The sequence below is a fragment of the Pseudomonas sp. 10S5 genome (genome assembly GCF_035019745.1).
Lineage (GTDB): Bacteria > Pseudomonadota > Gammaproteobacteria > Pseudomonadales > Pseudomonadaceae > Aquipseudomonas.
On record NZ_JASJVL010000015.1, the window covers coordinates 22,169 to 45,892 of the forward strand.

A 23,724-nucleotide genomic window follows, 5' to 3' on the forward strand; every position below is an offset into this window, starting at 1 on the left:
GATCAAACATTCCTCGAGTGTTCGCCGAGCCCAGGCTCAAGGCTATCGATAAACAGGCACGCTGCGAGCAGGTCCGCAGCGCCACCGGGCGATGCATTCAGGCTCAACAACTGCAGATCCAATTCATGCAGACAACGCCGACCCGCGAGGCTGGCACTGCCGCCAGCATCCAGCACTTTCTGTGCGCCGAGCTGCATAGCTCGAAGACCGGTTTCCCCTGCGCGGTACAGCACACAGGTGTCACCCAACGTGGTCATGATCGCCAGCAGCGCATCAAGTCGAGCGTTCTGCTCGCCTCGCCCGGCCGCACGGCTGCGTTGCAACTGCGGCAGGCCGAAGTGCAGCACTGCCGGAAAGCCCAACTGCGCCTGCTCCCGAGCCCCGTGTGCGCCGTAGCGCTGAGCGACCTCAGCGCCGTGGCTGTTTTGAACCGGTGAATGACGGTCGTTGATCAAGGCCAGGCGCGCCGCTCGCAGACTGATGGCGGCGGGTGTTTGATTCGCCGGCTCCAGCGCGACCGCGACCACCAGCAAACCTAGCGCCCAAATTGCCCCGCGATGGGTATTCACCCCGCCGGTGGTGCGCAGCATGGCGGCTTCGCCGTCGCGACCGATGCGGCCGATGGCTTCACGCAACGGCTGACCGACCACGCCAAATTTCAGTGCCGCTTCGGCCATCTCTTTAAACGCCGGCCACAACGATAAGGCCGACGCGTGCATCAAGCCCAGGTGCAAATCGCTGTGCGCGCCATTACCGCGACGGTCCACCAGCGCTGGCTTGGGCGACAGGTCGGCTTCGTCAATCAGCGCCTCCACGGCGAGGTCGGCCAGGCAGTCTGCCAGCGAGCTGGGGCAGAGTTTCAGTTTGAGTGCGCGCATCACCAGCTCCTGAATTGGGCGGGTGGGCTGTACAAGCCTCCAGACCACGCCACCAGATCGGCAACGCTTTTGGCAGCGAGCAGCTCGCGGCTGGCATCGGTACGGCGGATACCCAAATCTTCCGGCAGGGCAATCAAGCCTTCGCGACGCATCCGCGCCGTGTCTTTGGGGTTGTGCCGCATGCCAATAACGGTGACACCGGCGACGGCCGCGATCATGGCCTGACGCTCTTCCAGCGAGCGCGCCTTGTACAGGTAAGCGATGCCTTCTTCGGTGAGCAAGTGGGTGACGTCATCGCCGTAAATCATGATCGGCGCCAGGGCCATGCCGCTTTTTTTCGCGACGTCCACTGCATCCAGGGTTTCGACGAAGGTCGGTTTTCCGCCCTCCTGGAAAGTCTCGACCATTTGCACCACGAGCTTTTTGCCGCGCTCAAGGTAAGCCGCCGGACCATCACCGGTTTGCTGGCGCATGTCTAACCACGCGGGGGTAGCGTGACGACGGCCGTGAGGATCATGGCCCATGTTCGGCGCACCTCCGAAACCGGCCAGACGACCACGGGTGACGGTTGAGGAATGGCCATCGCCATCGACCTGCAATGTCGCGCCGATAAACAAATCCACCGCGTACTGACCGGCCAGCTGACAGATCATCCGGTTGGAGCGCAGCGAGCCGTCCCGACCGGTGAAGAACACGTCCGGGCGGGCGGCGATGTAGTTTTCCATGCCCAGTTCGGTGCCGAAACAATGGATGCTTTGGACCCAGCCGCTTTCGATTGCCGGGATCAAGGTCGGGTGCGGGTTGAGCGTCCAGTTGCGGCAAATCTTGCCTTTGAGCCCCAAGGATTCGCCGTAGGTGGGCAGAATCAACTCGATGGCGGCGGTGTTAAAACCGATGCCGTGGTTGAGCGACTGAACGTTATGTTTTTCGTAAATGCCACGGATCGCCATCATCGCCATCAACACGTGCACGGGTTTGATGTGACGCGGGTCGCGGGTGAACAGCGGTTCGATGTAGAACGGTTGGTCGGCCAATACCACGAAGTCGACCCACGAGGCTGGGATGTCGACACGTGGTAGATCGCTGACATCGTCGACGATCTGATTAACCTGGAAGATCACGATGCCATCGCTGAACGCGGCAGGTTCCACCAGTGCGGGGGTGTCTTCGGTGCTGGGCCCGGTGTAGATATTGCCAGCGCGGTCGGCCATGAAACCGGCTGACAGCACGACATTCGGGATCAGGTCGACCACCAACCGCGCGTACAGCTCGATATAAGTATGGATGGCGCCGATTTCCAGCAGGCCGTCTTCCAGCAACTGGCTGATGCGCAGGCTTTGGGTGCCGGCAAAGGAAAAGTCGAGCTTGCGGGCGATGCCCAGTTCGAAGAGGTCCAGGTGTTCCGAGCGGCCAACGCTGGGCATGATCATGTGCAGATCGTGCAGCTTGGCGGGATCGACTTTGGCCAGCGAGCGGGAGAGAAAATCTGCCTGCTTCTGGTTGTTACCTTCTAAAACCACACGGTCGCCGGGAGCAATCAGCGCCTCAAGCGCCGCGACGATGTGTTCAGTCGGCAGTACCACGCCATCGGCGAGAGACCGCACCTGCTCAAGCCGCCGCTGCTTTTCGCTGCGCCGACGCGACCAGCGCGGGTCGAGTGTTGTTGTTATGGTCATGCTGGCTCCACGAATTCGCTGTCGTGGAGCACCTTAGAAGCGAATGGCCTTGAGCATCAATCAAGCAAAAAGCGCAATCGTTACGGCTAGGGTAATGATTAGTGCGCTTAACCGCAGTTCAATGTCACCCAGTCTGTAAGCGGCGTTACCTCCAATCAATCTGATACCGCGTACTGCGTCCGCCGCCTGGCAGTTTCTGCAGGCAACCTTTTTCCACTAGGTCGCTCAGGTGCCGGGTGGCGGTGGCCTTGCTGACCTTGGCCACGGCCTGGTATTGAGCGGCGCTGATGCCTGCCTCAAAACCGTTTTTATCTGCCAACACGTCGCCGTCCAGCAACCGGTTAAGCACTTTGACCTGCTCGACCGATAATCCATGGGCGCGGTGTTGCTGCCAATAACGTGCCTTGGCTAACACGCGGTCTATGCGCTTTATCGCCTGCTCCAGTGTTTGCAGCAGCGTTTGCAGGAACCACTCCAGCCACGCAGTAATATCCAGCGCAGCTTTCTGGCTGTTTTCTAAAATCTGGTAATACCCTTGACGCGCAGCAAGAATGTTTGCCGACATGGCGTAAAAACGGATGGCCTGGTTGTCGCCCTGAGCCAACGCCAAGTCAGTAATAGCGCGGGTCAGGCGACCATTACCGTCGTCGAACGGGTGTAAGGTTACGAACCAGAAGTGCGCAATGCCTGCTCGCAGGAAAGGATCAATGCTCGTGTCGGTCCTGCTGCTTTCGAACCAGTTGAGAAAATCTGCGAGCTGAGTTTCCAGCCCCTCACGCGGTGGGGCCTGGAAATGCACGGTTGGCCGATCCATCCTGCCAGACACCACCTGCATGGGTTCGTCGCCACGCAAAGCGCCGACACTAATGCTGTGTGCCGCATAGGTGTCTTCCATAGGGAACAGCAGTGTGTGCCACTGCAGCAGTCGCTCAAGGGTCAACGACGACTGATGTTGTTGGGTGGCATCAAGCATCAATTCGGCCAAGCCTTCGCTGCGCTGACTGACACGCCGGTCTCCCGCCAGCCCAAGACGCCGAGCCAAGGATGAACGCACCGAACCTGCATTCAGTTGCTCCCCTTCGATGGCCGACGAGGTGATGATGTTCTGAAGCAATGCATCCAGTTCGGTCTGTGCGCTGGCGTCTGCTCCTGCCGCGCCGATCATGCCCAACAGTTGCCCCTGTGCTTGAGAGCAGGCGCGCAGCAACGCAGCCAAACGTTCAGCCTGCCAAGTGAAATGTGGCCATGCCCGTTGTTGCCAAATCCAATCAATAAGCACGCTCATTCGCCTCCCCTTACGTACATGAGCCGAATAATAGCCTTATTCGGCTCATTTTGTGAGCCGAATAAGGCTATTATTCGGCTCACTGCTGTATGGCGGCAACATAAGCATTGTTCGAACGGCGGGAATCTAAACCAACCCAGCCTCAACCAACCACTCTTCCAACCCCACCAAATCGGGAATTTTGGCGATGGTGTCGCCGACTTGCACCGCAGCCAGTTCCAACTCGGCCAGTTGAACGTCGACGTAACTGAGTTGGCTATCGACTTTGCACGAGCGGGGGATGCCTTGGGTCAGCAGGGCGATGAATTTCAGCTCGTCGCGGCCGCCCAGCGCATTGAGGACGACGATGCGTGCGCGGCCGCCGACGCGGGTGCGAGCGCCGCAGGCGGCTTCGAAACTGAGCAGCGGCAAGGTACGATTGCGCCAGCTGATCGGCCCGAGATACCAGTTAGGCGCATCGGGTTCGGCCTTGCTGTCCTGATAATCGATCAGCTCAGCCACGGCAATGTTGGGCAGCAATAAACAGCGGTCACTCAATGGCAGCAGCAGTCCTGTCAAAGTGCTGACATGGCTACTCAAGTTCCGGGAGGTAACGGTGACGCTAGACATGAACCTGACTCCATTGGGCAATGCTCTCCAGCAGCACCGACTCCTGATATGGCTTGCTCAGATAATCGTTTACGCCGATGGTCATGGCGTGGTCGCGATGCTTTTGCCCCGAGCGTGAGGTGATCATGATGATCGGCAGTTTTTTGAGGCGTTGATCAGCGCGAATTCGACTGGCGACTTCAAAGCCGTCCATGCGCGGCATCTCGATGTCCAGCAGCAGTACGTCAGGCGTATTTTCTTGTAACAGCGCCATGGCATCGATGCCGTCTTTGGCGGTGAGAACGTTCATACCATTGCGTTCGAGCAAGCGACTGGTCACTTTGCGCACCGTTACAGAATCATCAACCACCATGACCAATAGCGGTCGCACCTGCTCCACTTCGATGTATTTCGGTGCGCTAAGGCCCGCCGCTTGCTGGGTCAAGAGCCGCAGATTTAATGCACGAATATGGGCAAGCAAGTCCAGAATGAACACCACGCGGCCGTCGCCTAGAATTGTCGCGCCGGAAATACCCTGCAACCCCGCGAACTGTGCGCCCAGGCTTTTGACCACGATTTCCCGTGAGCCCGCCAGCGCGTCGACTTGCACCGCGACCCAATGGTCGTGCGCACGCACCAATAGGACTGGCAGCGGTTGGGTCTGCCCGAGCAACTTTGGTGGCAGGCCGTTATTCAATAATTCACCGAGGTAACGCAATTCATAACTGCGTTCGGCAAATTGATAGCGTGGCGGATCTGATTGATAACAGGCTTCCAATTCGTGAGGCATGACCCGCACGATGCCTTCTACGGTGTTCAATGGTACGGCGTACTGCTCCTCACCACACTGAACCATGAGCGCCCGGTTGACCGACACCGTAAAGGGCAACCGGATCTGAAAGCGCGTGCCCCGTCCCGGTTTGGAGTCAATAATCATTGAGCCGCCGAGCTGTTTGACCTCAGCGTGAACCACGTCCATGCCTACGCCACGACCGGAAATCTGAGTGACTTTTTCCGCAGTAGAGAACCCTGCCTGAAGGATGAATTGCAGCAGCTCATAATCACTCAGCTCAGCCGTTGCATCGATCAAGCCGCGCTTAATAGCCTTGCTTCGCACCGCATTAAGATCCACGCCAGCACCGTCATCACGCATTTCAATAACGATATCGCCGCCTTCGTGGACCAGGCTCAAACTGATCCTGCCTTCTTCGGGCTTGCCCGCAGCCCGACGTTCCTCAGCGCTCTCCAGACCGTGATCGATGGCGTTACGGAGCATATGCTCCAGCGGCGCGACCATACGTTCCAGGACGCTTCGGTCCATCTCGCCTTCGGCACTGCCGACGTCAAAATTAACCTGTTTATCCAGCTCCCCCGCAACCTGCCGCACGATCCGGCGCAAACGCGGCAATAGGCGTTCGAACGGCACCATACGCGTACGCATCAAGCCTTCCTGCAACTCGGTATTAACCCGAGCTTGCTGGGACAACAGCCGTTGCGCATCCTGGTTGCGGGTGTGGAGCGTTTCTTTGAGGTCCAGCAAGTCGGAGGCCGACTCGAACAAGGCCCGCGACAACTGCTGCAATTGCGAATGACGGTCCATTTCCAGCGGATCGAACTCTTCGTAGCCCAACCGCTCTGCCTGAACCTGTTCGCGGCTGAGGATTCGGCCTTGGGTTTCGATGTCCAGACGTCGAAGCTGATCACGCATACGTTCGATGGTTGTTTCCATTTCGGCCAAAGTCACTTCGACGTCGGTGACTTGCTGCTCGATGCGTCCGCGGAAAATCGATGTCTCGCCTGCCAGATTGACCAGGCTTTCCAACTGTTCAGCGGCTATCTTGACCATTTCCGTTGGCGTACGGTCGGCTTCGGGGTCCATCTGCGGGACAACGTGCGATAACGGCTCGATGGCCACGTCTGGTTCAACGCTTGCAGAGCGCTCGCTCAATTCACCGTTAGGGCTGAACCGGTGGATGCTGTCGATCAACAAGGTGGTGCTGGGCAATGGCTCATTCACACGTACTGCATCAAGCATGTCGGCGAGAAAGTCGTGCCCACTTTGCAGCAAACTAATCAGCAGCGGCTGGCTGTGTAAGGAGCCAGCCGCCAACCCCTCATAGAGAAACTCCAACTCGTGGGCAAGGTCGCCAATAGGAGCGATTTCGACCATCCGCGCACCGCCCTTGAGCGTGTGCAAATCCCGCAGCAGGTTTTCTACTTCAAGGGTATTGGTCGGATCATCTTGCCAGCGAGCTAACGCGCTACCAGAGCTTTCAAGGATGTCGAAACCTTCTTCGAGAAAGATCTCCAACAATTCAGGATCGCTTTCGTGAAGGGTTTCCACGGCTGATTTCGCTGACTTGATCTCGGGCTCCAGGCTTTGCACGACGATGTTGTCCTGTCGAAACGCACGAATGGATTCGATCAGTCGGGCAGGGCATGTCAGCGGCTGATTGGCCTGCAATTGCTCCAGCAAAACGGCAAGCAGGTCGTGGCTGCGCTGCAGCAGGCTGGCCATTTCTGGCGAATAGCTAAAGCGGCGATCAATCAACCCTTCATACAGCGTCTCCAGCTCATGACCCAAATCACCCACCGGCCGGATTTCAGCCATGCGCGCCCCACCCTTCAGGGTGTGCAAGTCGCGCTGTAGCGACGACAACGGCATTGGGTTTTCAGGATCATCCAACCAGCGACGCAAGGCATCTCCGGCACTGTCGAGAATATCCACGGCTTCTTCGAGGAAGATTTCCACAATCTCGTCGTCGATGCCGCCGGGGGTCGCAGAAGCCTCACTCGTCAGGCTGTCATTGGGCAGTTGGGTCGTGAGCCGCTCAGTGGCCGCATTCAGCTCGGTAATGCTTGGCACGAGACTGCTGCCATGGTTTTTAATCACACCCATAGCACTTGGGTCGAGCGCTTGATCGAGCAAGTCACGCAGCGCTTGAATGTGCTCAGGACGGGGGTGGACTTCTTGACCTGCCGCCACTTGGTCGAGCATATCGATCAAGGCGTCATGACCACTCGCCGCCTCTTCAAAAAACAGCTCGCTAACCGCTAGGCTGCTTTCTTCCACGGCTCCGTACAGGTCGAGCAACGCTTCGCATAACGCATCGACCTGCGGTAAATCGGCCAGGTGTGCTCCGTGGCCAAGGGTGGTTAATTCATCGAGTAACGCGCTGAGCTCCTGACGCTCGCCAGGGTGTTCTCGCCAGCGCTGCAATAAGCTCTCAGCGTCGAGCAGAATGTCCATTCCTTCAGCCAGAAAAGACGCAATCAGCTGCGGATTTCGCTTCAATCGCAGGCCGCTGTTGGGTGCGCTGAGCGCAGTTTTCAAGCGCTGTTGCAGCAGTTCAAGGACATTCGCGATGTAGTGCTCGGCACCAGCAATAACCGCGAGCGGCTCACTGTCGAGCTGCATCAGCCCTTGGTTGAACAGCGGTTCGGCAGCGCGCAGCAATTGAATTTCCGCATGCCCAAACGGGATCATGTTGGCTTTAAACTCACGGACTAACTGGTCCAGCGGGCTGGCCAGTTCGGCAACAGGCACCACGCCGGCCATGTATGCGCTGCCCTTTAACGTGTGTAGCGCGCGTTGCAGGCCATCGCTGATGGCTGGTATTTCAGTATCGGTAGCGCGTCGAAGGAAACAGTCGAGCGTGTCGAGATGGCTACGTGCTTCCTGCCGGAAAATTTCCAACAACTGGGGGTCCAGCGCTTCAGCACCGTCCTCATGGTCGGGCAAAACGACGGGAGTTTCCGGTACCCGTTCCCGTTTGGCCATCGCATGGGCACGCGCTGCCAGGAGGTCCACATCTTCACGCTGACGCTGAACGTTGTCGGCAAACTCACGAATAATTGCTGGCAATAACATCAAGACGTCACTGAGCACCCCCAGAACGTCCCGATCCGGCTGGACACTTTTTTCCACTACCCGGTTTAGCAGGTTCTCCACCGACCAGGCCAACTCTGCCAGGATTAGCGCGCGCACCATGCGCCCGCTGCCTTTGAGGGTGTGAAACGCTCGCCGCACTTCGGTAAGCGCGGCAGTGTTGCTGGTGTCCTTGAACCACTGCGGTAAATGTAGGTGCAGCGCCGCCAACATTTCGTCGGTCTCTTCGAGAAACACGAAGAGCAACTCGTCATCCACCCGTTCTTCATCGACTGGGGGTGGCAGCAGGCTGGTGGGCACATGCTGCGCCGGCGGGTTAACCGCCGAGAGCGGACTGGCAAGCACTTCAGCCAAGGTGCGTGTGGAGCTGACCAACGCTTGCCGAGCATTCATTTCCAGTAACTCATCCTGAGTGATTATTTCTTCAAGCAGCGGCACGTCCATTGCTGCATTGGGGATTGGCGAATAACCTAACTGGGTCAGGCTCGCTTGCGCCATGTCTAACACGTGTTCGCCAGGTGCTTCGTGGTCCTCACCTAAGCGCTCCAAGTAGTACTCAATGCTGGTCAGGGCATCCGCCAAGCCATCGAGCTGGAGCCAGGTCGGTGGGGCGCTGTCCATCAATAACTCAGACTGAATGTAATCGTTGCAAGCAGCGATCAAGCTGGCCGCCCGCGCCAGCGGAATCATCACCAACGCCCCGCGTACTTGAACCAACAGTGCCGGCAAAGGTTGCAAGCGTTGGCGGTCCCACGACGCGTCGATGTAATCGATGATCATGTCTTTGGCTTGCTGCAAACCAATGCGCGCTTCTTTGATCACCAACTGATGAATTTGAGTCAGGTCAGTCGTGGGCAGATGGCTTTCTTCAGGGCTGGTCTGTTCCACCGGACCGACCATTCCGGCCAGCGTAGCTTCGACATACAGCAACGCACCGGCCACATCCATTAGCACCGAGTCATCGGCTTCGCTTTGCCCCTGAGCCAAGCGCTGAACTACGGCCAATTGATCAATAATGACCTTGCGCGGCTGGCCGAAACCCAGCACAGCCAGGGTATCTGCGATCTGACGCAATGGCGGCAATAAGCTGGTGAGCTCACCGACATGCTTGCGATCACTACGCACAAAGCCATCGAGACGTTCTTTGACCCGCACCAATTCTTCGCATAAGGCGACCACCACCGAACGCATGGCGTCACGATCAGGGCCGGCAAACCGAGCGCGCTCCTCATCAACCACTGCCGCATCAGGCAGCGCCTCGTCGAGTCCGTATTGCTCTTTGAGCAGCAGCATCTGCGGCGCATGGCTATCAGATTTAGCGATGTAAAACAGTAAGCTCTTGAGCAACTCATCGGGCGCGGGCTGATTTATCCCGCTGATGCCTTGCTCCAGCAAGCGCTTGAGTTCTTTGTCGGACTCTTTAAGCAACCCGCGCAGCGCCGGGCTGTTAGTGAACTGGCCGTCCGCCATTGTCTCAACCAGCGCCGACGCGATTTGCCACAACGGTCCGAGGGGTGCGTTTTCACACAGCGCCTCAAGGCGGGCGAACACTTTGGCCATATAACCGAGGTTGGTTTGTACCTCCTGCTCGCGCAGCAAACCAACCAACGCCGTTTGTAGCATTTGCCGCAATTTGCGCAGCAACGCCGCTAGATCTGGCGTATGGAGAGCGAACAGTGCCTGGGCATCAAGTTCGGGGACCGCGAGCAACTGCGGGGTGAACAGGCTGGTTTCCGACAATAGGCTTTCGCCCCGAGCGCTGCGCAGGTCGTTGAGCAGTGGCAATACCAACAAGGGCAGGTCACGCCGCGCAGAGTGGATGCGGTCCAGATAAAGGGGTAACTGGGTCATCGCTTGTAGCAGCAACTGCACAGCTTCAGTCTGTTGCGCGGCGCGACCTTGCTGCAGCGCCAGCGCCAGTTGTTCGATTTCTTCGGCGAGCAGGGCTGCACCGTAGAATTCGATCATTTGCAGGCTGCCATGCACCTGATGCACGTAGCTTAGGCACTCAACCATAGCTGGCTCGTGAGGCTCAGCAACAAACGCTTCCAGAGCCTGGCGGGCCAGTTTCAGCGTTTCGGCAATTTCGCCTTTGACCCACTCCAGGGCCACATAGTCGTGCCGATCAACCATGACAACTCCAGTCTTTGCTTAAACGCTTCATCTTGGGTTCACCGCTATCCCCGTGGGAGCGAATTCATTCGCGAAGGCGTGGATACATTCAGCATCGTGTCTGCTTGTTGCACCGTATTGGCGAATGAATTCGCCCCTAGGGCTACAGTTTCAATTCAGCCCACCTCGTTCGACGGCGGCAGGGTAAACCCTGATACTGAACGGCGCATTTCGCTGGCCATTTTCGCCAGGTTGCCAATGCTCTCCGCAGTGGCAGCGGTGCCCGATGTGGTTTGCGTGGTGGTCTGTTGAATCACCGCCATGGTCTGGGAAATCTGCCCCGCCGACGACGCCTGTTGCCGCGCCGCGTTGGTGATGCTTTCGATCAGCGCCGCGAGGTTTTTTGATACACCTTCGATTTCTTCGAGGGCCACTCCGGCATCCTGCGCCAGTCGGGCGCCGCGCACCACTTCACTGGTGGTTTGCTCCATGGAAATCACCGCTTCGTTGGTGTCGTTCTGAATGGCCCGGACCAAGGTTTCAATTTGCTTGGTGGCTGACGAAGAACGCTCCGCCAGCCGCTGCACCTCATCCGCTACCACCGCAAAACCGCGCCCGGCATCACCGGCCATGGACGCCTGAATGGCCGCGTTCAACGCCAAAATATTAGTCTGATCGGCAATGTCATCGATCAAGCTAACGATATCGCCAATCTCCTGAGAGGACTCGCCCAAGCGCTTGATCCGTTTTGAGGTGTCCTGGATTTGCTCGCGGATATTGTCCATACCGGTAATGGTGTTGTGCACCACCTCGTTGCCTTTATTAGCAATGGTCACCGAACGCTCAGCCACGGCTGAAGATTCTGATGCATTGGCTGACACTTCGTCGATGGACAGTGCCATGTTGTTGATTGCGGTCGAAGCAGCGGCGATTTGCAGCGCTTGATGTTCGGATGCAGCGGCCAATTGCATGGCGGTGGTCTGGGTATTCTCGACGGCAGACGCCACTTGCTCAGCGGTTAAATTGATGGTTCCCACCAAATCCCGCAACTGGTCGATGGAATAGTTGATGGAGTCGGCGATGGCACCTGTGAAATCCTCAGTTACCGAGGCCGCAACGCGCAGGTCACCGTCGGCAAGGTTTTCGATTTCATCGAGCAGACGCATGATCGCGGTCTGATTACGCTCATTCTTCTCAGCGGTTTCACGTAATTGCCGGTTGGTTTCCCGCACCATCACGATGCCAATCAAAATGATCGACATCAGCGCCAGCAAGCCCAGCACATAGCCCACAATGCTGTGCATTGCACGTCCGCTGGCCAGGTGTTCAAAGCCATTGGTCAGTACCGAAGCCTCTTCCAGCAGCGTTTGTGAGCTGGTGAAAATATTGCTGGCCGACTCTCGGACTTGAAACAACTCGGGTGACGTTTCGAGTATTTCATCCACAGATCCGGACACAAACTGAAACAGCTCGGCGATTTCACTCAGACGGGCGCGAGCGTCATGGTCCTGAACCTGGGCGATTTTCATCGTCGCATTGCCTTCGAGCATGCCATTCAGCACGCGGCCAAACAGGCTTGCATCGCGACCGAACGCATCGGCGGCTTGAACCGCTGCGTCATCGCCGGACAAGACAGTATTGACCGAGCCAAGAATTCGCTCAGCCAGCAATGATTGGCGCTGAGCGACGACCACTTGAGTGGCGGGCGCATGATTTTGCAGCAGGCTGTCGACAACCTTTTCGTACTCGACCTGTAACTGCGGAATGGTTTCGGCCAGAGTCGCCGCCACTTGGTGCAGGGACAGTACTGTCTGTTCGCTGGAAATGATCACATCAGTGCTTTTGCGTAACGACTCCCAATCCCTTTGCACCGACTGCATTTCGTCTTTGACTTCGTGGGGTGCCGGGGGCAGGCCGGTAGCCTTATCGCCTTTTTTCAACACTATCCAACGCTGATCAAAATCGTTACGTGCATCGGCCAGTAGCTTGAACGCCGCGGCCTTGCCCGCCGCCGCTTCGCTTGCGTTTTTGGCGATACGTTGTGATAACACGCGTAATTCACCCGCGTGGCCGATGTACTGCTTATCGTAATTCGACTGAGTGCTGAGGTAGGCGAAGTTAGCGAACAGCAACATGATGAAAATGATCAGGGCGACAAACAGCACAACGATCTGCGATCGGCTGCGCATCCCTTCCAATGACCTACCTGTCTTACTCATTTATCAGGCCCCGCCTGGACCAACTGCATGTGTGCGTCCCTGAAGTTAAGAGCCTGGCGAGGCCCTCCCGTTTAAAGCGCTATATCCATAAAACCTGGCGATTGAGCCAGTGCACGCGGGCTAAAAACCCACCAGGCCTGTTCACGCAAGAATTGCCCTCGAATAAACGGAGCAACTCCAGCATCAAACGCCATCGGCGGTTCAGGCATGAGGCTGCGCTGATTGAAGTGCTGCATTCCCAGCACCTCATCTACCAATAAACCGGCAAACACTTCCTGATGCTCGATCACTAATACCCGCCGTTGTTTACGCAGCGGCGACAGGTCTTGACCGAAAAAAGCACATAAATCCATGATCGGCAGTAATCGTCCACGCAAATTGGCAATGCCTTTGACCCATGGCTTCACCCCGGGCAATACGGCATAACGCGGCTCATGCAGGATCTCGCCAATTTCACCCATGGGCGCCACATAACAGTACTCGCCCATACGAAAGCCGATCCCGGTCCAATCTTGCTGACGGGTCTCCTGCAATGGCAAGCCCGCAGCCAGCGAGCGACAACGCTGATCGATTTCAAGCAGCAGCTGAAAGGCAGTTTTCGACGCAGGCATGACGGCGCCTTCAGCCTGCCAACACTGAGTTCAGGGTTTTAATCAGGGTTTCTTCGTCTACCGGTTTAGTCAGGTAATCGCGAGCACCTTGACGCGTGCCCCAGACCTTGTCGGTCTCTTGGTCTTTGGTGGTGATGATGATCACCGGGATCGAGGCCGTGTCGGGGTCCTTGGTCAACTGTCGAGTCGCCTGAAAACCGTTGAGGCCGGGCATCACGATGTCCATCAATACCGCATCAGGCTTTTCCTGGCGCGCCAGAGCAACGCCATCAGCACCGTTCTCGGCTTTCAGGACGTAGTGACCGTGCTTTTCCAGCATGCCGGTGAGTTTGTACATTTCAGTCGGCGAATCGTCGACGATCAGAACTCGAGCCATGGTGTTCCCCAAATGCAATGGATGCCCGTGACCGGCCAAGGTCACAGGGCATCAAGATACTTGTTGTTCTACTGCTACAAATTCAGGCACGTGGGCCTTGATCGCGTTCAGCAGTTCTTCCTTGCTAAAAGGCTTCGTCAGAAACTGGTCGGAACCGACGATCCGGCCCTTGGCCTTGTCGAACAAGCCATCCTTAGAAGACAGCATGATCACCGGCGTTGACTTGAACGCCCGGTTGTTCTTGATCAAAGCGCAAGTCTGATAGCCATCCAGACGCGGCATCATGATGTCGACGAAAATAATTCTGGGGTGGTTATCCGCGATCTTCGCTAAGGCGTCAAACCCGTCAATTGCAGTGATAACTTCACAACCGACGTTTTTCAACAGCGTCTCGGCGGTTCGGCGGATCGTCTTCGAGTCGTCGATAACCATCACTTTCAAAGCTTTGGAGTGTTGTTCCATGTGCGCTCTACCATCGCCGCGGCGAATCATTTACTGCAATGTGCCCAGCGTCAGCGAGCCAATATCTGCCGCTAAACCCCGCATAAGTGGGGTCCAAGCTCAAGTGCCGAGCCTTTTTAGCACACTCTCCATACGCAATCCATAAAGCCCGCTATCGCGAGCACACCCCTTGACCCGGCGCATGCACAGCGCCACCCTGACGCCTATTTTAAGGCCGTAGCGGCCCCATACCCATCAGAGGATTTTGCCCATGAGCGTTCGTCTCGGAATTGTCATGGACCCCATCGAGCGTATTTCCTATAAAAAGGACAGCTCGCTGGCCATGCTCCTTGCCGCCCAGGCTCGCGGTTGGACACTGTTCTATATGGAACAGCAAGACCTGTACCAGAACGCCGGGCAGGCGCGCGCACGCATGAAGCCGCTTAAAGTGTTTGCCGACCCTGCACACTGGTTCGAGCTGGAAGCCGAAATCGACGCCGGTCTGGATGACCTGAACGTGATCCTGATGCGCAAGGATCCGCCGTTCGACATGGAATTCGTCTACGCCACTTACCTGCTGGAACAAGCCGAGCGTGCTGGCGTGCTGGTGGTCAACCGTCCGCAAAGTCTGCGCGACTGCAACGAAAAGCTCTTCGCCACCCTGTTCCCACAGTGCACGCCGCCGACATTGGTCAGCCGCCGTGCGGATATTCTGCGCGGGTTCGCTGATTTGCACGGCGACGTGATTTTGAAACCGCTGGACGGCATGGGCGGTACATCAATCTTCCGCCACCGGGTCGGCGACCCGAACCTGTCGGTGATTCTGGAAACGTTGACCAACAACGGCACCCAGCAAATCATGGCTCAGGGTTATCTGCCTGCGATCAAAGACGGCGACAAACGCATCCTGATGATCGACGGAGAACCCGTGCCGTACTGCCTGGCTCGCATCCCGGCCGCCGGCGAAACCCGTGGCAACCTCGCAGCCGGTGGCCGAGGCGAAGCCCGCCCGCTGACTGAGCACGACCGCTGGATCGCCGCCGAAGTCGGCCCCACCCTGCGCGAAAAAGGCCTGTTGTTCGTAGGCCTCGACGTCATCGGCGAACACCTCACCGAAATCAACGTCACCAGCCCAACCTGCATCCGCGAAATCGACAATGCGTTTGGCACCAATATTGGTTCGATGTTGATGGATGCGATTGAAGGGAAGTTAAAGGCGAAATAACACCTCCAACTGTGGGACCGAATTCATTCGGGAAAGCCGCTACACGGTGTATCAGACAGACCACTTCGTCTGCCTCCCGAATGAATTCGGCCCCACACAAATACAGCTTGTAGGCTCACCCACCAGCCAGTGCGCTATCATGCGCGCCCTGTGAAACGCGGAATGTGATGCTGACTTGCCGATGAACGCTTTGGCTGACGATATGCCCCCCGAATTCTCCCGCAGCGGCGTGCGCCCGGCTGATCGGCTGGGGTTTACCTTGATAATTGCAGCGCTGATTCATGTGGCGTTGATCCTCGGTGTGGGCTTTACCTTCGTCAAACCGCAGGACATCAGCCGAACACTGGAAATCACCCTCGCCACGTTCGTCAGCAAGGCCCCGCCCAAGCAGGCGGATTACCTTGCTCAGGACAATCAGCAGGGCAGCGGCACGCTGGATAACAAAGCGATTCCCAAGACCACCGAAATCGCACCGTTTCAGGACACCAAAATCAATAAGGTGACGCCGCCGCCCGCCGCGGCTAAACCTGTCGAGCCGCAGGAAGCGCCGAAAACCGCCGTAGCCACTAAGGCGCAGAAAGCTCAGAAGACCGTCATCAAGCATCAAGAAGTCAAAGAGGTACCGGTCACCAAGGCCGCGCCAACCTTTGACAGTGCAGAGCTCTCAACCGAGATCTCCAGCCTGGAAGCTGAATTGTCCAACGAACAACAGCTGTACGCCAAACGACCGAAGATCCATCGCCTCAGCGCCGCCTCGACCATGCACGACAAAGGTGCCTGGTATAAAGAAGACTGGCGCAAGAAAATTGAGCGTATTGGCAACCTCAACTACCCCGAAGAGGCGCGTCGTCAACAGATTCGAGGCAATCTGCGGATGATGGTGTCGATTAACCGCGATGGCTCAATTTACGAAATGCTGGTACTTGAGTCTTCTGGCCAACCGTTGCTTGATCAAGCGGCGCAACGCATCGTGCGGTTAGCAGCTCCATTTTCGCCGTTCACCGGCGATCTTGCAGACATCGACCGACTGGAGATTATCCGGACCTGGAAGTTCACCAACGACAAGCTGTCCAGTAACTGACGACCTAGCCGTTTAGCCAGTTGTCAGGCCTGCCGACCAGCGCCACACTAGGGCTCATGAAAAACGTCTCCGCTAGCTACCTCAAGCATCACTTCCTGATCGCCATGCCGCACATGGCCGATCCGAATTTCGTTCAGACCCTGACCTACGTTGTCGAACACAACGCCGAAGGCGCCATGGGTATTGTTATCAACCGTCCGCAGAACCTGAATCTGGCGGATGTGCTTGAGCAGCTGCGCCCGGAAATTGATCCCCCTTCGCGCTGCCAGTACATACCTATCCTGACCGGCGGACCGGTACAGACCGACCGTGGTTTTGTGCTTCATCCCCCTGGGCAAGTGTTCCAAGCCACGCTGGACTTGGGTGATCTGGCGCTGTCGACGTCTCAAGATGTGTTGTTTTCCATCGCGGACGGCCTCGGCCCGAAAAAAAGCGTCATCGCTCTTGGTTATGCCGGTTGGGATGCCGGGCAATTGGACGCCGAACTCTCGGCCAACGCCTGGCTGACCTGTCCGTTCGATCCCGCGATTCTGTTCGATATGCCAATGGAGCTACGTCTAAACGCCGCCGCGGCGCGCCTGGGCGTCAACTTGAGCTTATTGACCAGTCAGGCGGGCCACGCCTGATGGCTGGATTACGTCTTCTGCTGGGTTTCGATTACGGCACCAAACAGATCGGCGTGGCAGTGGGTCAGACCATCACCGGTCAGGCCCGTGAGCTGTGCATCTTAAAGGCGCAAAACGGCATCCCGGATTGGGACAAAGTCGAGGCGCTGGTGCGCGAATGGAAGCCCGATGCAATCGTAGTGGGCTTGCCGTTGAACATGGACGGCACGCCGAGCGACATGAGTGCCCGTGCCGAAAAGTTTTCGCGCAGGCTCAACGGTCGCTACAACCTGCCGGTGTTTACCCACGATGAACGCTTGACCACCTTTGAGGCTAAGGGTGAGCGTCAAGCTCGAGGGGGCCAAAAAGGCACGTATCGCGATAATCCGGTAGACGCCATCGCTGCGGCGCTGCTGCTACAAGGCTGGCTGGATGCCAACGGCGCACTGTTCGACGCTTGATCGCCACAGCGCTTGATTGAATCACCCGAACCCAAGTTTGAGCCTAAGCGATTCGCGACGACGACGCTCAGGCCCCAGAAGGAGCAACCATGAGCCTGCCCAATCCCGCCACGCTGATCAGCCAAATGGCTATTGATCTCACGGCCCATCTAAGCCAACGCAGCATCAGTGAACCGCGTTTTATCGGCATTCGCACCGGCGGTATCTGGGTGGCTCAGGCGTTATTGAGAGAACTGGGTAGCGAATCGCCGTTGGGCACGTTAGACGTTTCGTTCTATCGCGATGACTTCAGCCAGAACGGCTTGCACCCACAAGTACGCCCGTCGGCGCTGCCGTTCGAGATCGAAGGCCAGCACTTGGTGTTGATCGATGACGTGCTAATGAGCGGCCGCACCATTCGCGCCGCGCTCAACGAGCTGTTCGATTATGGGCGCCCGGCCAGCGTAACCTTGGTTTGCCTGCTCGACCTCAACGCCGGGGAGCTGCCAATTTGTCCGGACGTGGTAGGGGCGACCTTGTCGCTGGCTTCGGATGAGCGGGTCAAATTGCTCGGTCCTATGCCGCTCGCGCTTGAATATCAAAACCTTCCCGCTGCCCTCTAGCCCTTCATAAAGAGTTTTTGCGATGACGCCTTTCGACGCTAAGCGACCGCTGCAGCTCAATCATCAGGGCCAGTTACGCCACTTTCTTTCACTTGACGGTTTGCCCCGTGAGTTGCTGACCGAAATCCTCGACACAGCTGACTCATTTCTTGAAGTGGGTGCCCGTGCGGTTAAAAAAGTCCCGCTACTGCGCGGCAAAACCGTGTGCAACGTGTTCTTCGAGAACTCGACCCGCACCCGCACCACCTTCGAATTGGCGGCGCAACGGCTGTCGGCAGACGTGATCACGCTGAACGTCTCGACCTCGTCGACGAGCAAGGGTGAAACCCTGTTCGATACGCTGCGCAACCTCGAGGCTATGGCTGCCGACATGTTTGTGGTGCGCCACGGCGATTCGGGCGCAGCACACTTTATTGCTGAACATGTTTGCCCCGATGTCGCAATTATCAATGGCGGCGACGGCCGTCACTCGCACCCGACCCAGGGCATGCTGGACATGCTGACGATTCGTCGGCACAAGGGCGGCTTTGAAAACTTGTCCGTGGCCATCGTCGGCGACATTCTGCATTCGCGGGTTGCGCGCTCGAACATGATTGCGCTCAAAGCGCTTGGTTGCCCGGACATCCGAGTGATTGCGCCGAAAACTCTGCTCCCGGTGGGCGTTGAACAATACGGGGTCAAGGTTTTCACCGACTTGGCCACCGGCCTCAAGGACGTAGACGTGGTGATCATGCTGCGCCTACAACGTGAACGCATGCAGGGTGGCCTGCTGCCGAGCGAAGGCGAATTCTACCGCCTGTTCGGCCTGACGACCGCCCGCCTCGCTGGCGCCAAACCGGATGCAATTGTTATGCACCCAGGCCCGATTAATCGTGGGGTAGAGATTGAGTCAGCGGTTGCCGACGGCGCGCAGTCGGTCATTCTAAATCAAGTCACTTACGGCATCGCCATTCGCATGGCCGTGCTGTCAATGGCCATGAGCGGACAAACCGCGCAACGTCAATTCGAGCAGGAGATTGCCCAGTGAAGCTCAGCATCCTCGGCGCTCGCGTCATTGATCCCACCAGTGGTTTCGACAAAGTCACTGACCTGCACCTGCACGGTGGCAAGATCATCGCTATTGGCGCGGCCCCGGCAGACTTCGCAGCGGTCCAGATTATCGATGCGCAGGGCTTGGTGGCCGCGCCCGGTCTGGTCGACCTCAGCGTAGCCCTGCGTGAGCCGGGCTATAGCCGCAAAGGCACGATTGCCAGCGAGACCCAAGCCGCTGCCGCTGGAGGGGTAACCAGCTTGTGCTGCCCACCACGGACCAAACCGGTACTGGACACCTCCGCCGTTGCCGAGCTGATCCTCGACCGCGCCCGGGAAGCCGGCAACTGCAAAGTGTTTCCGATTGGCGCCTTTAGCAAGGGCCTGGAAGGCGAGCAACTGGCTGAACTGGTGGCGTTGCGCGACGCCGGTTGCGTGGCGTTTGGCAACGGTCTGGACAGCTTCCAGAACACCCGGACCTTATGCCGAGCAATGGAATACGCCGCGACGTTTGACCTGACCGTCATTTTTCATTCGCAGGATCATGATTTGGCGGCTGGCGGACTGGCACATGAAGGCGCCACCGCAAGCTTTCTGGGTTTGCCGGGCATTCCGGAAACCGCCGAAACCGTCGCCTTGGCGCGCAATCTTTTATTAGTGGAACAAAGCGGCGTCCGCGCACACTTCAGCCAATTGACCAGCGCCCGTGGCGTAGAGCTGATTGCTCAGGCGCAAGCCCGAGGCCTGCCGGTCACCGCCGACGTGGCGATGTACCAGCTGATACTCACCGACGAAGCGCTGATCGACTTCTCCAGCCTGTATCACGTCCAACCGCCGTTGCGCACCCGCGCGGACCGCGAAGGCTTGCGTGAAGCGGTGAGGACCGGTGTGGTTCAGGCCATTTCCAGCCATCACCAACCCCACGAGCGCGACGCCAAGCTGGCACCTTTCGGTGCCACTGAACCGGGCATCAGCAGCGTAGAATTGCTATTGCCACTCGCCATGACGTTGGTGGAAGACGGCCTACTCGACCTCCCAACGTTGCTCGCACGCCTTAGCGCAGGCCCGGCAGCAGCGTTGCGCCTTCCGGCTGGTCAGTTGAGTGTGGGCGGAGCGGCGGACATCGTATTGTTCGATCCATCCTCTTCGACGGTAGCGGGTGAGACCTGGCTGTCCAAAGGTGAGAATTGCCCATTCATTGGACATTGCCTGCCTGGCGCAGTGCGTTACACGCTGGTGGATGGCCGGGTTAGCTACGGCGCTTGAAGGGGCGCATCGCTATAACGTTGGTTCCTACAGCGAATAGTCTGCAGGAACCAACTTGAAGAGCCCCTAGCCTTCGCGCGCGTTCTTCATGGATATCTGTTCATTCAGGGTCCAGAAGTCATACAGCACGCCCAACAGAAACAAGCCACCGGTCAAAAAATAGACAACCCCACTGATCCATTTCCCCTGATACATCCGATGTACACCAAACACGCCCAGAAACGTCAGCAGCACCCAAGCGACGTTGTAATCGGTCGAACCGGCGTTAAATCGTAGATCGGCGTCGCGATCCATTGATGGAATCAAAAACAAGTCGATCAACCAACCGATACCCAGCAGGCCGAAGGTGAAAAACCAAATCGTGCCAGTAACCGGTTTCCCATAATAGAAACGATGCGATCCGGTGAAGCCGACAATCCACAACAGATATCCGAGAAGCTTGCTGTGAGTATTTCGCGGTTGCAGGTCTTGTCGATAGGTGTTCATTCACTACCTCTTTCAAGCTAATAGAAAAAAATAACTGTAATTTGTGTGACTTTAATTCGTCGCTCCGACGAGAAGCAAAGGCCTCAGACCATCGTTGTAAGTCCTTGTTTCAGGGGCTATCGGCCAAAACCATGTGACACACTACCGCAACAATCCTATGAAGCCCTGCGTAAAAGTTTCGACAAACGGGGTCAGCATCATCAAAAAAGCTGTTATAAAGTTGCGCGCTGACCAATAAGAGCCCTGCAGAATGCGTCCAATTTTCAAGACATGGCTAACCATTTGCCTATTTATGCCGCTGGCCGCCCACGCCACCAACCGTGAGCAGCAATTACCGTCGAGCTTCAACGGCCACGCTGCAAAATCTCATTCCTCAATCGTCACCACGGCTTCAAAAACACCTGAATCAAGCGAAGCAGTCAAGTCTGAGAAGGTTGCTCACGGCAAAACCACTCACAAGAAAAACGCCCAGCAAACCAAATCATCAAAGCAAGCATCCACCACCAAACATAGCAAAACCTCGAATCACGCCTCTCGCCGCTCTGCTCATGGCAAATCCTCTGTTGCCTCGATAGCGCCACCTCAAATGGGCGCCAAGCAGAGCAGCGTTGTATTGAGCCGCGCGGTGAATGTCCTCGGAACTCCTTATCATTGGGGCGGCAGTAGTCCAAGCAAAGGCTTCGATTGCAGTGGGTTGGTTAAATATGCCTTCCGTGACGTAAACACCGTTGATCTACCGCGCACATCCAACGCCATGGCTGAAGGTCATGGACAGAGGGTTGACCGTAAGGATTTGAAACCCGGTGACTTGCTGTTCTTCAAAATCAAAGGCCATCAGGTAAATCACGTTGCTATTTACTTGGGCAACAATCGTTTTATCCATGCGCCACGCCGGGGCAAGGCCGTGACGATCGACACGCTGAGCAAACCGTACTGGGACGACCATTACGTGCTAGCCAAGCGAGTGTTGCCGAAGCAATCTTCAAAACCTACGTTGCGTCTAAGCCAGCGTTGATCGGCTAGCGGCTTCAAGCCGCAGCAGGACGCGCCGAAGGCCCCTTCGGCGCGTCGATTTTCCCTTAAATCCCAAAAGTATAATCTGGCGCTTTTAGAAGTTGTCCGGGGTCTTGGCCTTTTCCCGAGCGCTTTCGCGAGTCACCAACCCTTTGTTCACCAGATCCTTCAAGCACATGTCTAACGTCTGCATGCCCAATGAACCGCCGGTCTGAATCGACGAATACATCTGCGCCACTTTATCTTCGCGAATCAAGTTACGAATGGCCGCCGTGCCAATCATGATCTCGTGAGCTGCAATCCGCCCACCGCCGATCTTCTTTAGCAGCGTTTGAGAGATTACAGCCTGCAACGACTCAGACAGCATTGATCGCACCATGGACTTTTCTTGCGCCGGAAACACATCAACCACCCTATCGATGGTTTTCGCTGCAGAGGTGGTGTGCAGCGTGCCAAAGACTAAGTGCCCCGTTTCAGCGGCAGTCAACGCCAGTCGAATGGTCTCCAGGTCACGCATTTCGCCGACCAGGATGACGTCCGGATCTTCCCTCAGAGCCGAACGCAGTGCTTCGGCGAAACCCAATGTATCGCGATGCACTTCACGCTGGTTGACCAGGCACTTCTTCGATTCGTGTACGAACTCGATTGGGTCTTCGATGGTGAGAATATGGTGATGCTTGGTGCTGTTTAGGTAATCGATCATCGCCGCAAGCGTAGTGGACTTTCCTGAACCGGTCGGTCCGGTGACCAATACCAGCCCGCGAGGGACTTCGGTAATCTTGCGAAACACTTCGCCCATGCCTAAATCATCCATGCTCAGGACCTTGGATGGAATAGTCCGAAATACCGCACCAGCGCCGCGATTCTGGTTGAAGGCGTTGACCCGAAAGCGCGCAACGCCAGGCACATCGAAGGAGAAGTCCGTTTCCAGAAACTCCTCGAAGTCTTTACGCTGCTTGTCGTTCATGATGTCGTAAATCAGGCTCTGGACTGTTTTTTGGTCCAGCGCAGGCAAATTTATACGTCGCACATCACCGTCGACACGAATCATCGGTGGCAGGCCAGCGGATAAGTGCAAATCTGACGCGCCCTGCTTGGCACTGAAGGCCAGCAGCTCGGTAATATCCATAGAGCTCCCCAATCACATAGAATGCCGCAGACTTTAGCCCTGCTGGCGCAAATCAATGTCCACGATAGCAGACAACGTTTCCCAAGTTGATGAGCGAATTCGCGCTGCGGCCCTTGTCGCGCAACGGGATCCGAGCACAATTGGCCTATTGGCCGTAAGTAAAACCAAACCGGCGGCGGCGCTGCGCGAAGCATTTGCCACTGGCCTACGCGATTTTGGCGAAAATTACCTCCAGGAAGCCCTGAGCAAACAGCTTGAATTAGCGGACCTGCCCTTGTGTTGGCATTTCATCGGCCCCATTCAATCGAACAAGACTCGCGCTATTGCTGAGCACTTCGCTTGGGTGCACTCCGTGGATCGTTTGAAAATTGCACAACGGCTGTCCGAGCAACGTCCGGCTGAACTGCCACCGCTCAACATCTGTATACAAATTAATGTCAGCGGCGAAGCGAGCAAGTCTGGCTGCACGCCCCAAGACCTGCCTGAGTTGGCCGCGGCGATCAGTGCGCTGCCGCGCTTGAAATTGCGTGGGCTGATGGCGATCCCTGAACCCACCGACGACATCGGGGCACAAAACGCCGCATTTGCTGCAGTGGGCCGCTTGAAAAATAGCCTGAACCTGCCCCTGGATACCCTTTCGATGGGCATGAGCCACGACCTGGAGGCCGCCATCGGACAAGGCGCCACTTGGGTTCGCATCGGTACTGCCCTTTTTGGCGCCCGTGACTACGGGCAGCCATAACCCTATTTG

General features: G+C 57.1%; 20 protein-coding genes. 9 read left to right on the top strand and 11 right to left on the bottom strand.

The features are described from left to right. Window positions 1-2: 2 nt before the first annotated feature. From QN378_RS16605 to pilG, 9 genes are all read right to left on the bottom strand, one after another. Window positions 3-878: a triphosphoribosyl-dephospho-CoA synthase gene (locus QN378_RS16605; RefSeq protein WP_323550664.1), complete on the bottom strand. Its 876-nt coding sequence runs from the start codon at window positions 876-878 to the stop codon at window positions 3-5. Beyond that, window positions 878-2,554 carry a malonate decarboxylase subunit alpha gene (mdcA, locus tag QN378_RS16610; protein ID WP_323550663.1) on the bottom strand — a complete coding sequence of 559 codons (1,677 nt, stop codon included), beginning with the start codon at window positions 2,552-2,554 and terminating at the stop codon, window positions 878-880. Before mdcA ends, QN378_RS16605 begins: the two co-directional genes overlap by 1 nt. Window positions 2,555-2,699: 145 nt before the next feature. Continuing rightward, window positions 2,700-3,839 carry a Fic family protein gene (locus QN378_RS16615; RefSeq protein ID WP_322206252.1) on the bottom strand — a complete coding sequence of 380 codons (1,140 nt, stop codon included), beginning with the start codon at window positions 3,837-3,839 and terminating at the stop codon, window positions 2,700-2,702. A gap of 126 nt (window positions 3,840-3,965) precedes the next feature. Further along, window positions 3,966-4,448, bottom strand: a complete 483-nt coding sequence (locus QN378_RS16620) for a chemotaxis protein CheW (RefSeq protein WP_322206251.1) — start codon at window positions 4,446-4,448, stop codon at window positions 3,966-3,968. Further along, window positions 4,441-10,449: an Hpt domain-containing protein gene (locus tag QN378_RS16625; protein WP_323550662.1), complete on the bottom strand. Its 6,009-nt coding sequence runs from the start codon at window positions 10,447-10,449 to the stop codon at window positions 4,441-4,443. The genes QN378_RS16620 and QN378_RS16625 overlap by 8 nt, the downstream gene beginning before the upstream one ends. A 155-nt stretch (window positions 10,450-10,604) precedes the next feature. Further along, entirely contained in the window at window positions 10,605-12,647 is a 2,043-nt protein-coding gene (locus QN378_RS16630; protein ID WP_322206249.1) for a methyl-accepting chemotaxis protein, read from the bottom strand. Between the two features lie 71 nt (window positions 12,648-12,718). Further along, window positions 12,719-13,258 carry a chemotaxis protein CheW gene (locus QN378_RS16635; protein ID WP_322206248.1) on the bottom strand — a complete coding sequence of 180 codons (540 nt, stop codon included), beginning with the start codon at window positions 13,256-13,258 and terminating at the stop codon, window positions 12,719-12,721. A 10-nt stretch (window positions 13,259-13,268) separates the two neighbouring features. After that, window positions 13,269-13,634: a twitching motility response regulator PilH gene (pilH, locus tag QN378_RS16640; protein ID WP_322206247.1), complete on the bottom strand. Its 366-nt coding sequence runs from the start codon at window positions 13,632-13,634 to the stop codon at window positions 13,269-13,271. A gap of 51 nt (window positions 13,635-13,685) precedes the next feature. Further along, window positions 13,686-14,096: a twitching motility response regulator PilG gene (gene pilG, locus QN378_RS16645; protein ID WP_322206245.1), complete on the bottom strand. Its 411-nt coding sequence runs from the start codon at window positions 14,094-14,096 to the stop codon at window positions 13,686-13,688. Window positions 14,097-14,346: 250 nt separating this feature from the next. On the opposite strand from pilG, the gene gshB reads away from it, so the two are divergent. The 7 genes from gshB to QN378_RS16680 all read left to right on the top strand — a co-directional run bounded on the left by gshB (window position 14,347) and on the right by QN378_RS16680 (window position 20,344). Beyond that, window positions 14,347-15,300 carry a glutathione synthase gene (gene gshB / locus QN378_RS16650; protein WP_322206244.1) on the top strand — a complete coding sequence of 318 codons (954 nt, stop codon included), beginning with the start codon at window positions 14,347-14,349 and terminating at the stop codon, window positions 15,298-15,300. Window positions 15,301-15,481: 181 nt separating this feature from the next. Continuing rightward, complete coding sequence (locus QN378_RS16655) at window positions 15,482-16,381, top strand: energy transducer TonB (protein ID WP_323550661.1); 900 nt, start codon at window positions 15,482-15,484, stop codon at window positions 16,379-16,381. A 56-nt stretch (window positions 16,382-16,437) separates the two neighbouring features. Next, window positions 16,438-17,007, top strand: a complete 570-nt coding sequence (locus tag QN378_RS16660; protein WP_322206242.1) for a YqgE/AlgH family protein — start codon at window positions 16,438-16,440, stop codon at window positions 17,005-17,007. Then, window positions 17,007-17,447, top strand: a complete 441-nt coding sequence (gene ruvX, locus QN378_RS16665; protein ID WP_299829051.1) for a Holliday junction resolvase RuvX — start codon at window positions 17,007-17,009, stop codon at window positions 17,445-17,447. Before QN378_RS16660 ends, ruvX begins: the two co-directional genes overlap by 1 nt. Window positions 17,448-17,536: 89 nt before the next feature. Beyond that, on the top strand, window positions 17,537-18,049 hold the full coding sequence (pyrR, locus tag QN378_RS16670) for a bifunctional pyr operon transcriptional regulator/uracil phosphoribosyltransferase PyrR (RefSeq protein WP_322206241.1): 513 nt from the start codon (window positions 17,537-17,539) through the stop codon (window positions 18,047-18,049). 22 nt (window positions 18,050-18,071) lie between these two features. After that, window positions 18,072-19,076: an aspartate carbamoyltransferase catalytic subunit gene (locus QN378_RS16675; RefSeq protein ID WP_322206239.1), complete on the top strand. Its 1,005-nt coding sequence runs from the start codon at window positions 18,072-18,074 to the stop codon at window positions 19,074-19,076. Then, window positions 19,073-20,344 (top strand): dihydroorotase, encoded by a 1,272-nt coding sequence (locus QN378_RS16680; protein WP_322206238.1) that lies wholly within the window; start codon window positions 19,073-19,075, stop codon window positions 20,342-20,344. Before QN378_RS16675 ends, QN378_RS16680 begins: the two co-directional genes overlap by 4 nt. 66 nt (window positions 20,345-20,410) lie before the next feature. On the opposite strand, the gene QN378_RS16685 is transcribed toward QN378_RS16680, so the two are convergent. Further along, window positions 20,411-20,830 carry a TM2 domain-containing protein gene (locus QN378_RS16685; RefSeq protein WP_322206237.1) on the bottom strand — a complete coding sequence of 140 codons (420 nt, stop codon included), beginning with the start codon at window positions 20,828-20,830 and terminating at the stop codon, window positions 20,411-20,413. A gap of 250 nt (window positions 20,831-21,080) precedes the next feature. Here QN378_RS16685 and QN378_RS16690 point away from each other — a divergent pair, with 250 nt between their 5' ends. Then, a complete protein-coding gene (locus QN378_RS16690; protein WP_322206235.1) occupies window positions 21,081-21,845 on the top strand; it encodes a C40 family peptidase in 765 nt (254 codons plus the stop codon). A gap of 93 nt (window positions 21,846-21,938) precedes the next feature. Here QN378_RS16690 and QN378_RS16695 read toward each other — a convergent pair whose 3' ends face one another. Then, window positions 21,939-22,973 (bottom strand): type IV pilus twitching motility protein PilT, encoded by a 1,035-nt coding sequence (locus tag QN378_RS16695; protein ID WP_322206234.1) that lies wholly within the window; start codon window positions 22,971-22,973, stop codon window positions 21,939-21,941. Between the two features lie 55 nt (window positions 22,974-23,028). Here QN378_RS16695 and QN378_RS16700 point away from each other — a divergent pair, with 55 nt between their 5' ends. Next, on the top strand, window positions 23,029-23,715 hold the full coding sequence (locus QN378_RS16700; RefSeq protein ID WP_322206233.1) for a YggS family pyridoxal phosphate-dependent enzyme: 687 nt from the start codon (window positions 23,029-23,031) through the stop codon (window positions 23,713-23,715). Window positions 23,716-23,724 lie beyond the last annotated feature (9 nt).

What these genes read in the sequence shown, in the direction of transcription:
- pilG (WP_322206245.1), bottom strand. Translation starts at nt 14,096, where the DNA reads ATGGAACAACACTCCAAAGCTTTGAAAGTGATGGTTATCGACGACTCG.
- QN378_RS16700 (WP_322206233.1), top strand. Translation starts at nt 23,029, where the DNA reads ATGTCCACGATAGCAGACAACGTTTCCCAAGTTGATGAGCGAATTCGC.
- QN378_RS16605 (WP_323550664.1), bottom strand. Translation starts at nt 878, where the DNA reads ATGCGCGCACTCAAACTGAAACTCTGCCCCAGCTCGCTGGCAGACTGC.
- QN378_RS16675 (WP_322206239.1), top strand. Translation starts at nt 18,072, where the DNA reads ATGACGCCTTTCGACGCTAAGCGACCGCTGCAGCTCAATCATCAGGGC.
- QN378_RS16625 (WP_323550662.1), bottom strand. Translation starts at nt 10,449, where the DNA reads ATGGTTGATCGGCACGACTATGTGGCCCTGGAGTGGGTCAAAGGCGAA.
- mdcA (WP_323550663.1), bottom strand. Translation starts at nt 2,554, where the DNA reads ATGACCATAACAACAACACTCGACCCGCGCTGGTCGCGTCGGCGCAGC.
- QN378_RS16695 (WP_322206234.1), bottom strand. Translation starts at nt 22,973, where the DNA reads ATGGATATTACCGAGCTGCTGGCCTTCAGTGCCAAGCAGGGCGCGTCA.
- pilH (WP_322206247.1), bottom strand. Translation starts at nt 13,634, where the DNA reads ATGGCTCGAGTTCTGATCGTCGACGATTCGCCGACTGAAATGTACAAA.
- QN378_RS16630 (WP_322206249.1), bottom strand. Translation starts at nt 12,647, where the DNA reads ATGAGTAAGACAGGTAGGTCATTGGAAGGGATGCGCAGCCGATCGCAG.
- QN378_RS16685 (WP_322206237.1), bottom strand. Translation starts at nt 20,830, where the DNA reads ATGAACACCTATCGACAAGACCTGCAACCGCGAAATACTCACAGCAAG.
- QN378_RS16690 (WP_322206235.1), top strand. Translation starts at nt 21,081, where the DNA reads ATGCGTCCAATTTTCAAGACATGGCTAACCATTTGCCTATTTATGCCG.
- QN378_RS16660 (WP_322206242.1), top strand. Translation starts at nt 16,438, where the DNA reads ATGAAAAACGTCTCCGCTAGCTACCTCAAGCATCACTTCCTGATCGCC.
- QN378_RS16655 (WP_323550661.1), top strand. Translation starts at nt 15,482, where the DNA reads ATGAACGCTTTGGCTGACGATATGCCCCCCGAATTCTCCCGCAGCGGC.
- ruvX (WP_299829051.1), top strand. Translation starts at nt 17,007, where the DNA reads ATGGCTGGATTACGTCTTCTGCTGGGTTTCGATTACGGCACCAAACAG.
- pyrR (WP_322206241.1), top strand. Translation starts at nt 17,537, where the DNA reads ATGAGCCTGCCCAATCCCGCCACGCTGATCAGCCAAATGGCTATTGAT.
- QN378_RS16635 (WP_322206248.1), bottom strand. Translation starts at nt 13,258, where the DNA reads ATGCCTGCGTCGAAAACTGCCTTTCAGCTGCTGCTTGAAATCGATCAG.
- QN378_RS16615 (WP_322206252.1), bottom strand. Translation starts at nt 3,839, where the DNA reads ATGAGCGTGCTTATTGATTGGATTTGGCAACAACGGGCATGGCCACAT.
- QN378_RS16620 (WP_322206251.1), bottom strand. Translation starts at nt 4,448, where the DNA reads ATGTCTAGCGTCACCGTTACCTCCCGGAACTTGAGTAGCCATGTCAGC.
- gshB (WP_322206244.1), top strand. Translation starts at nt 14,347, where the DNA reads ATGAGCGTTCGTCTCGGAATTGTCATGGACCCCATCGAGCGTATTTCC.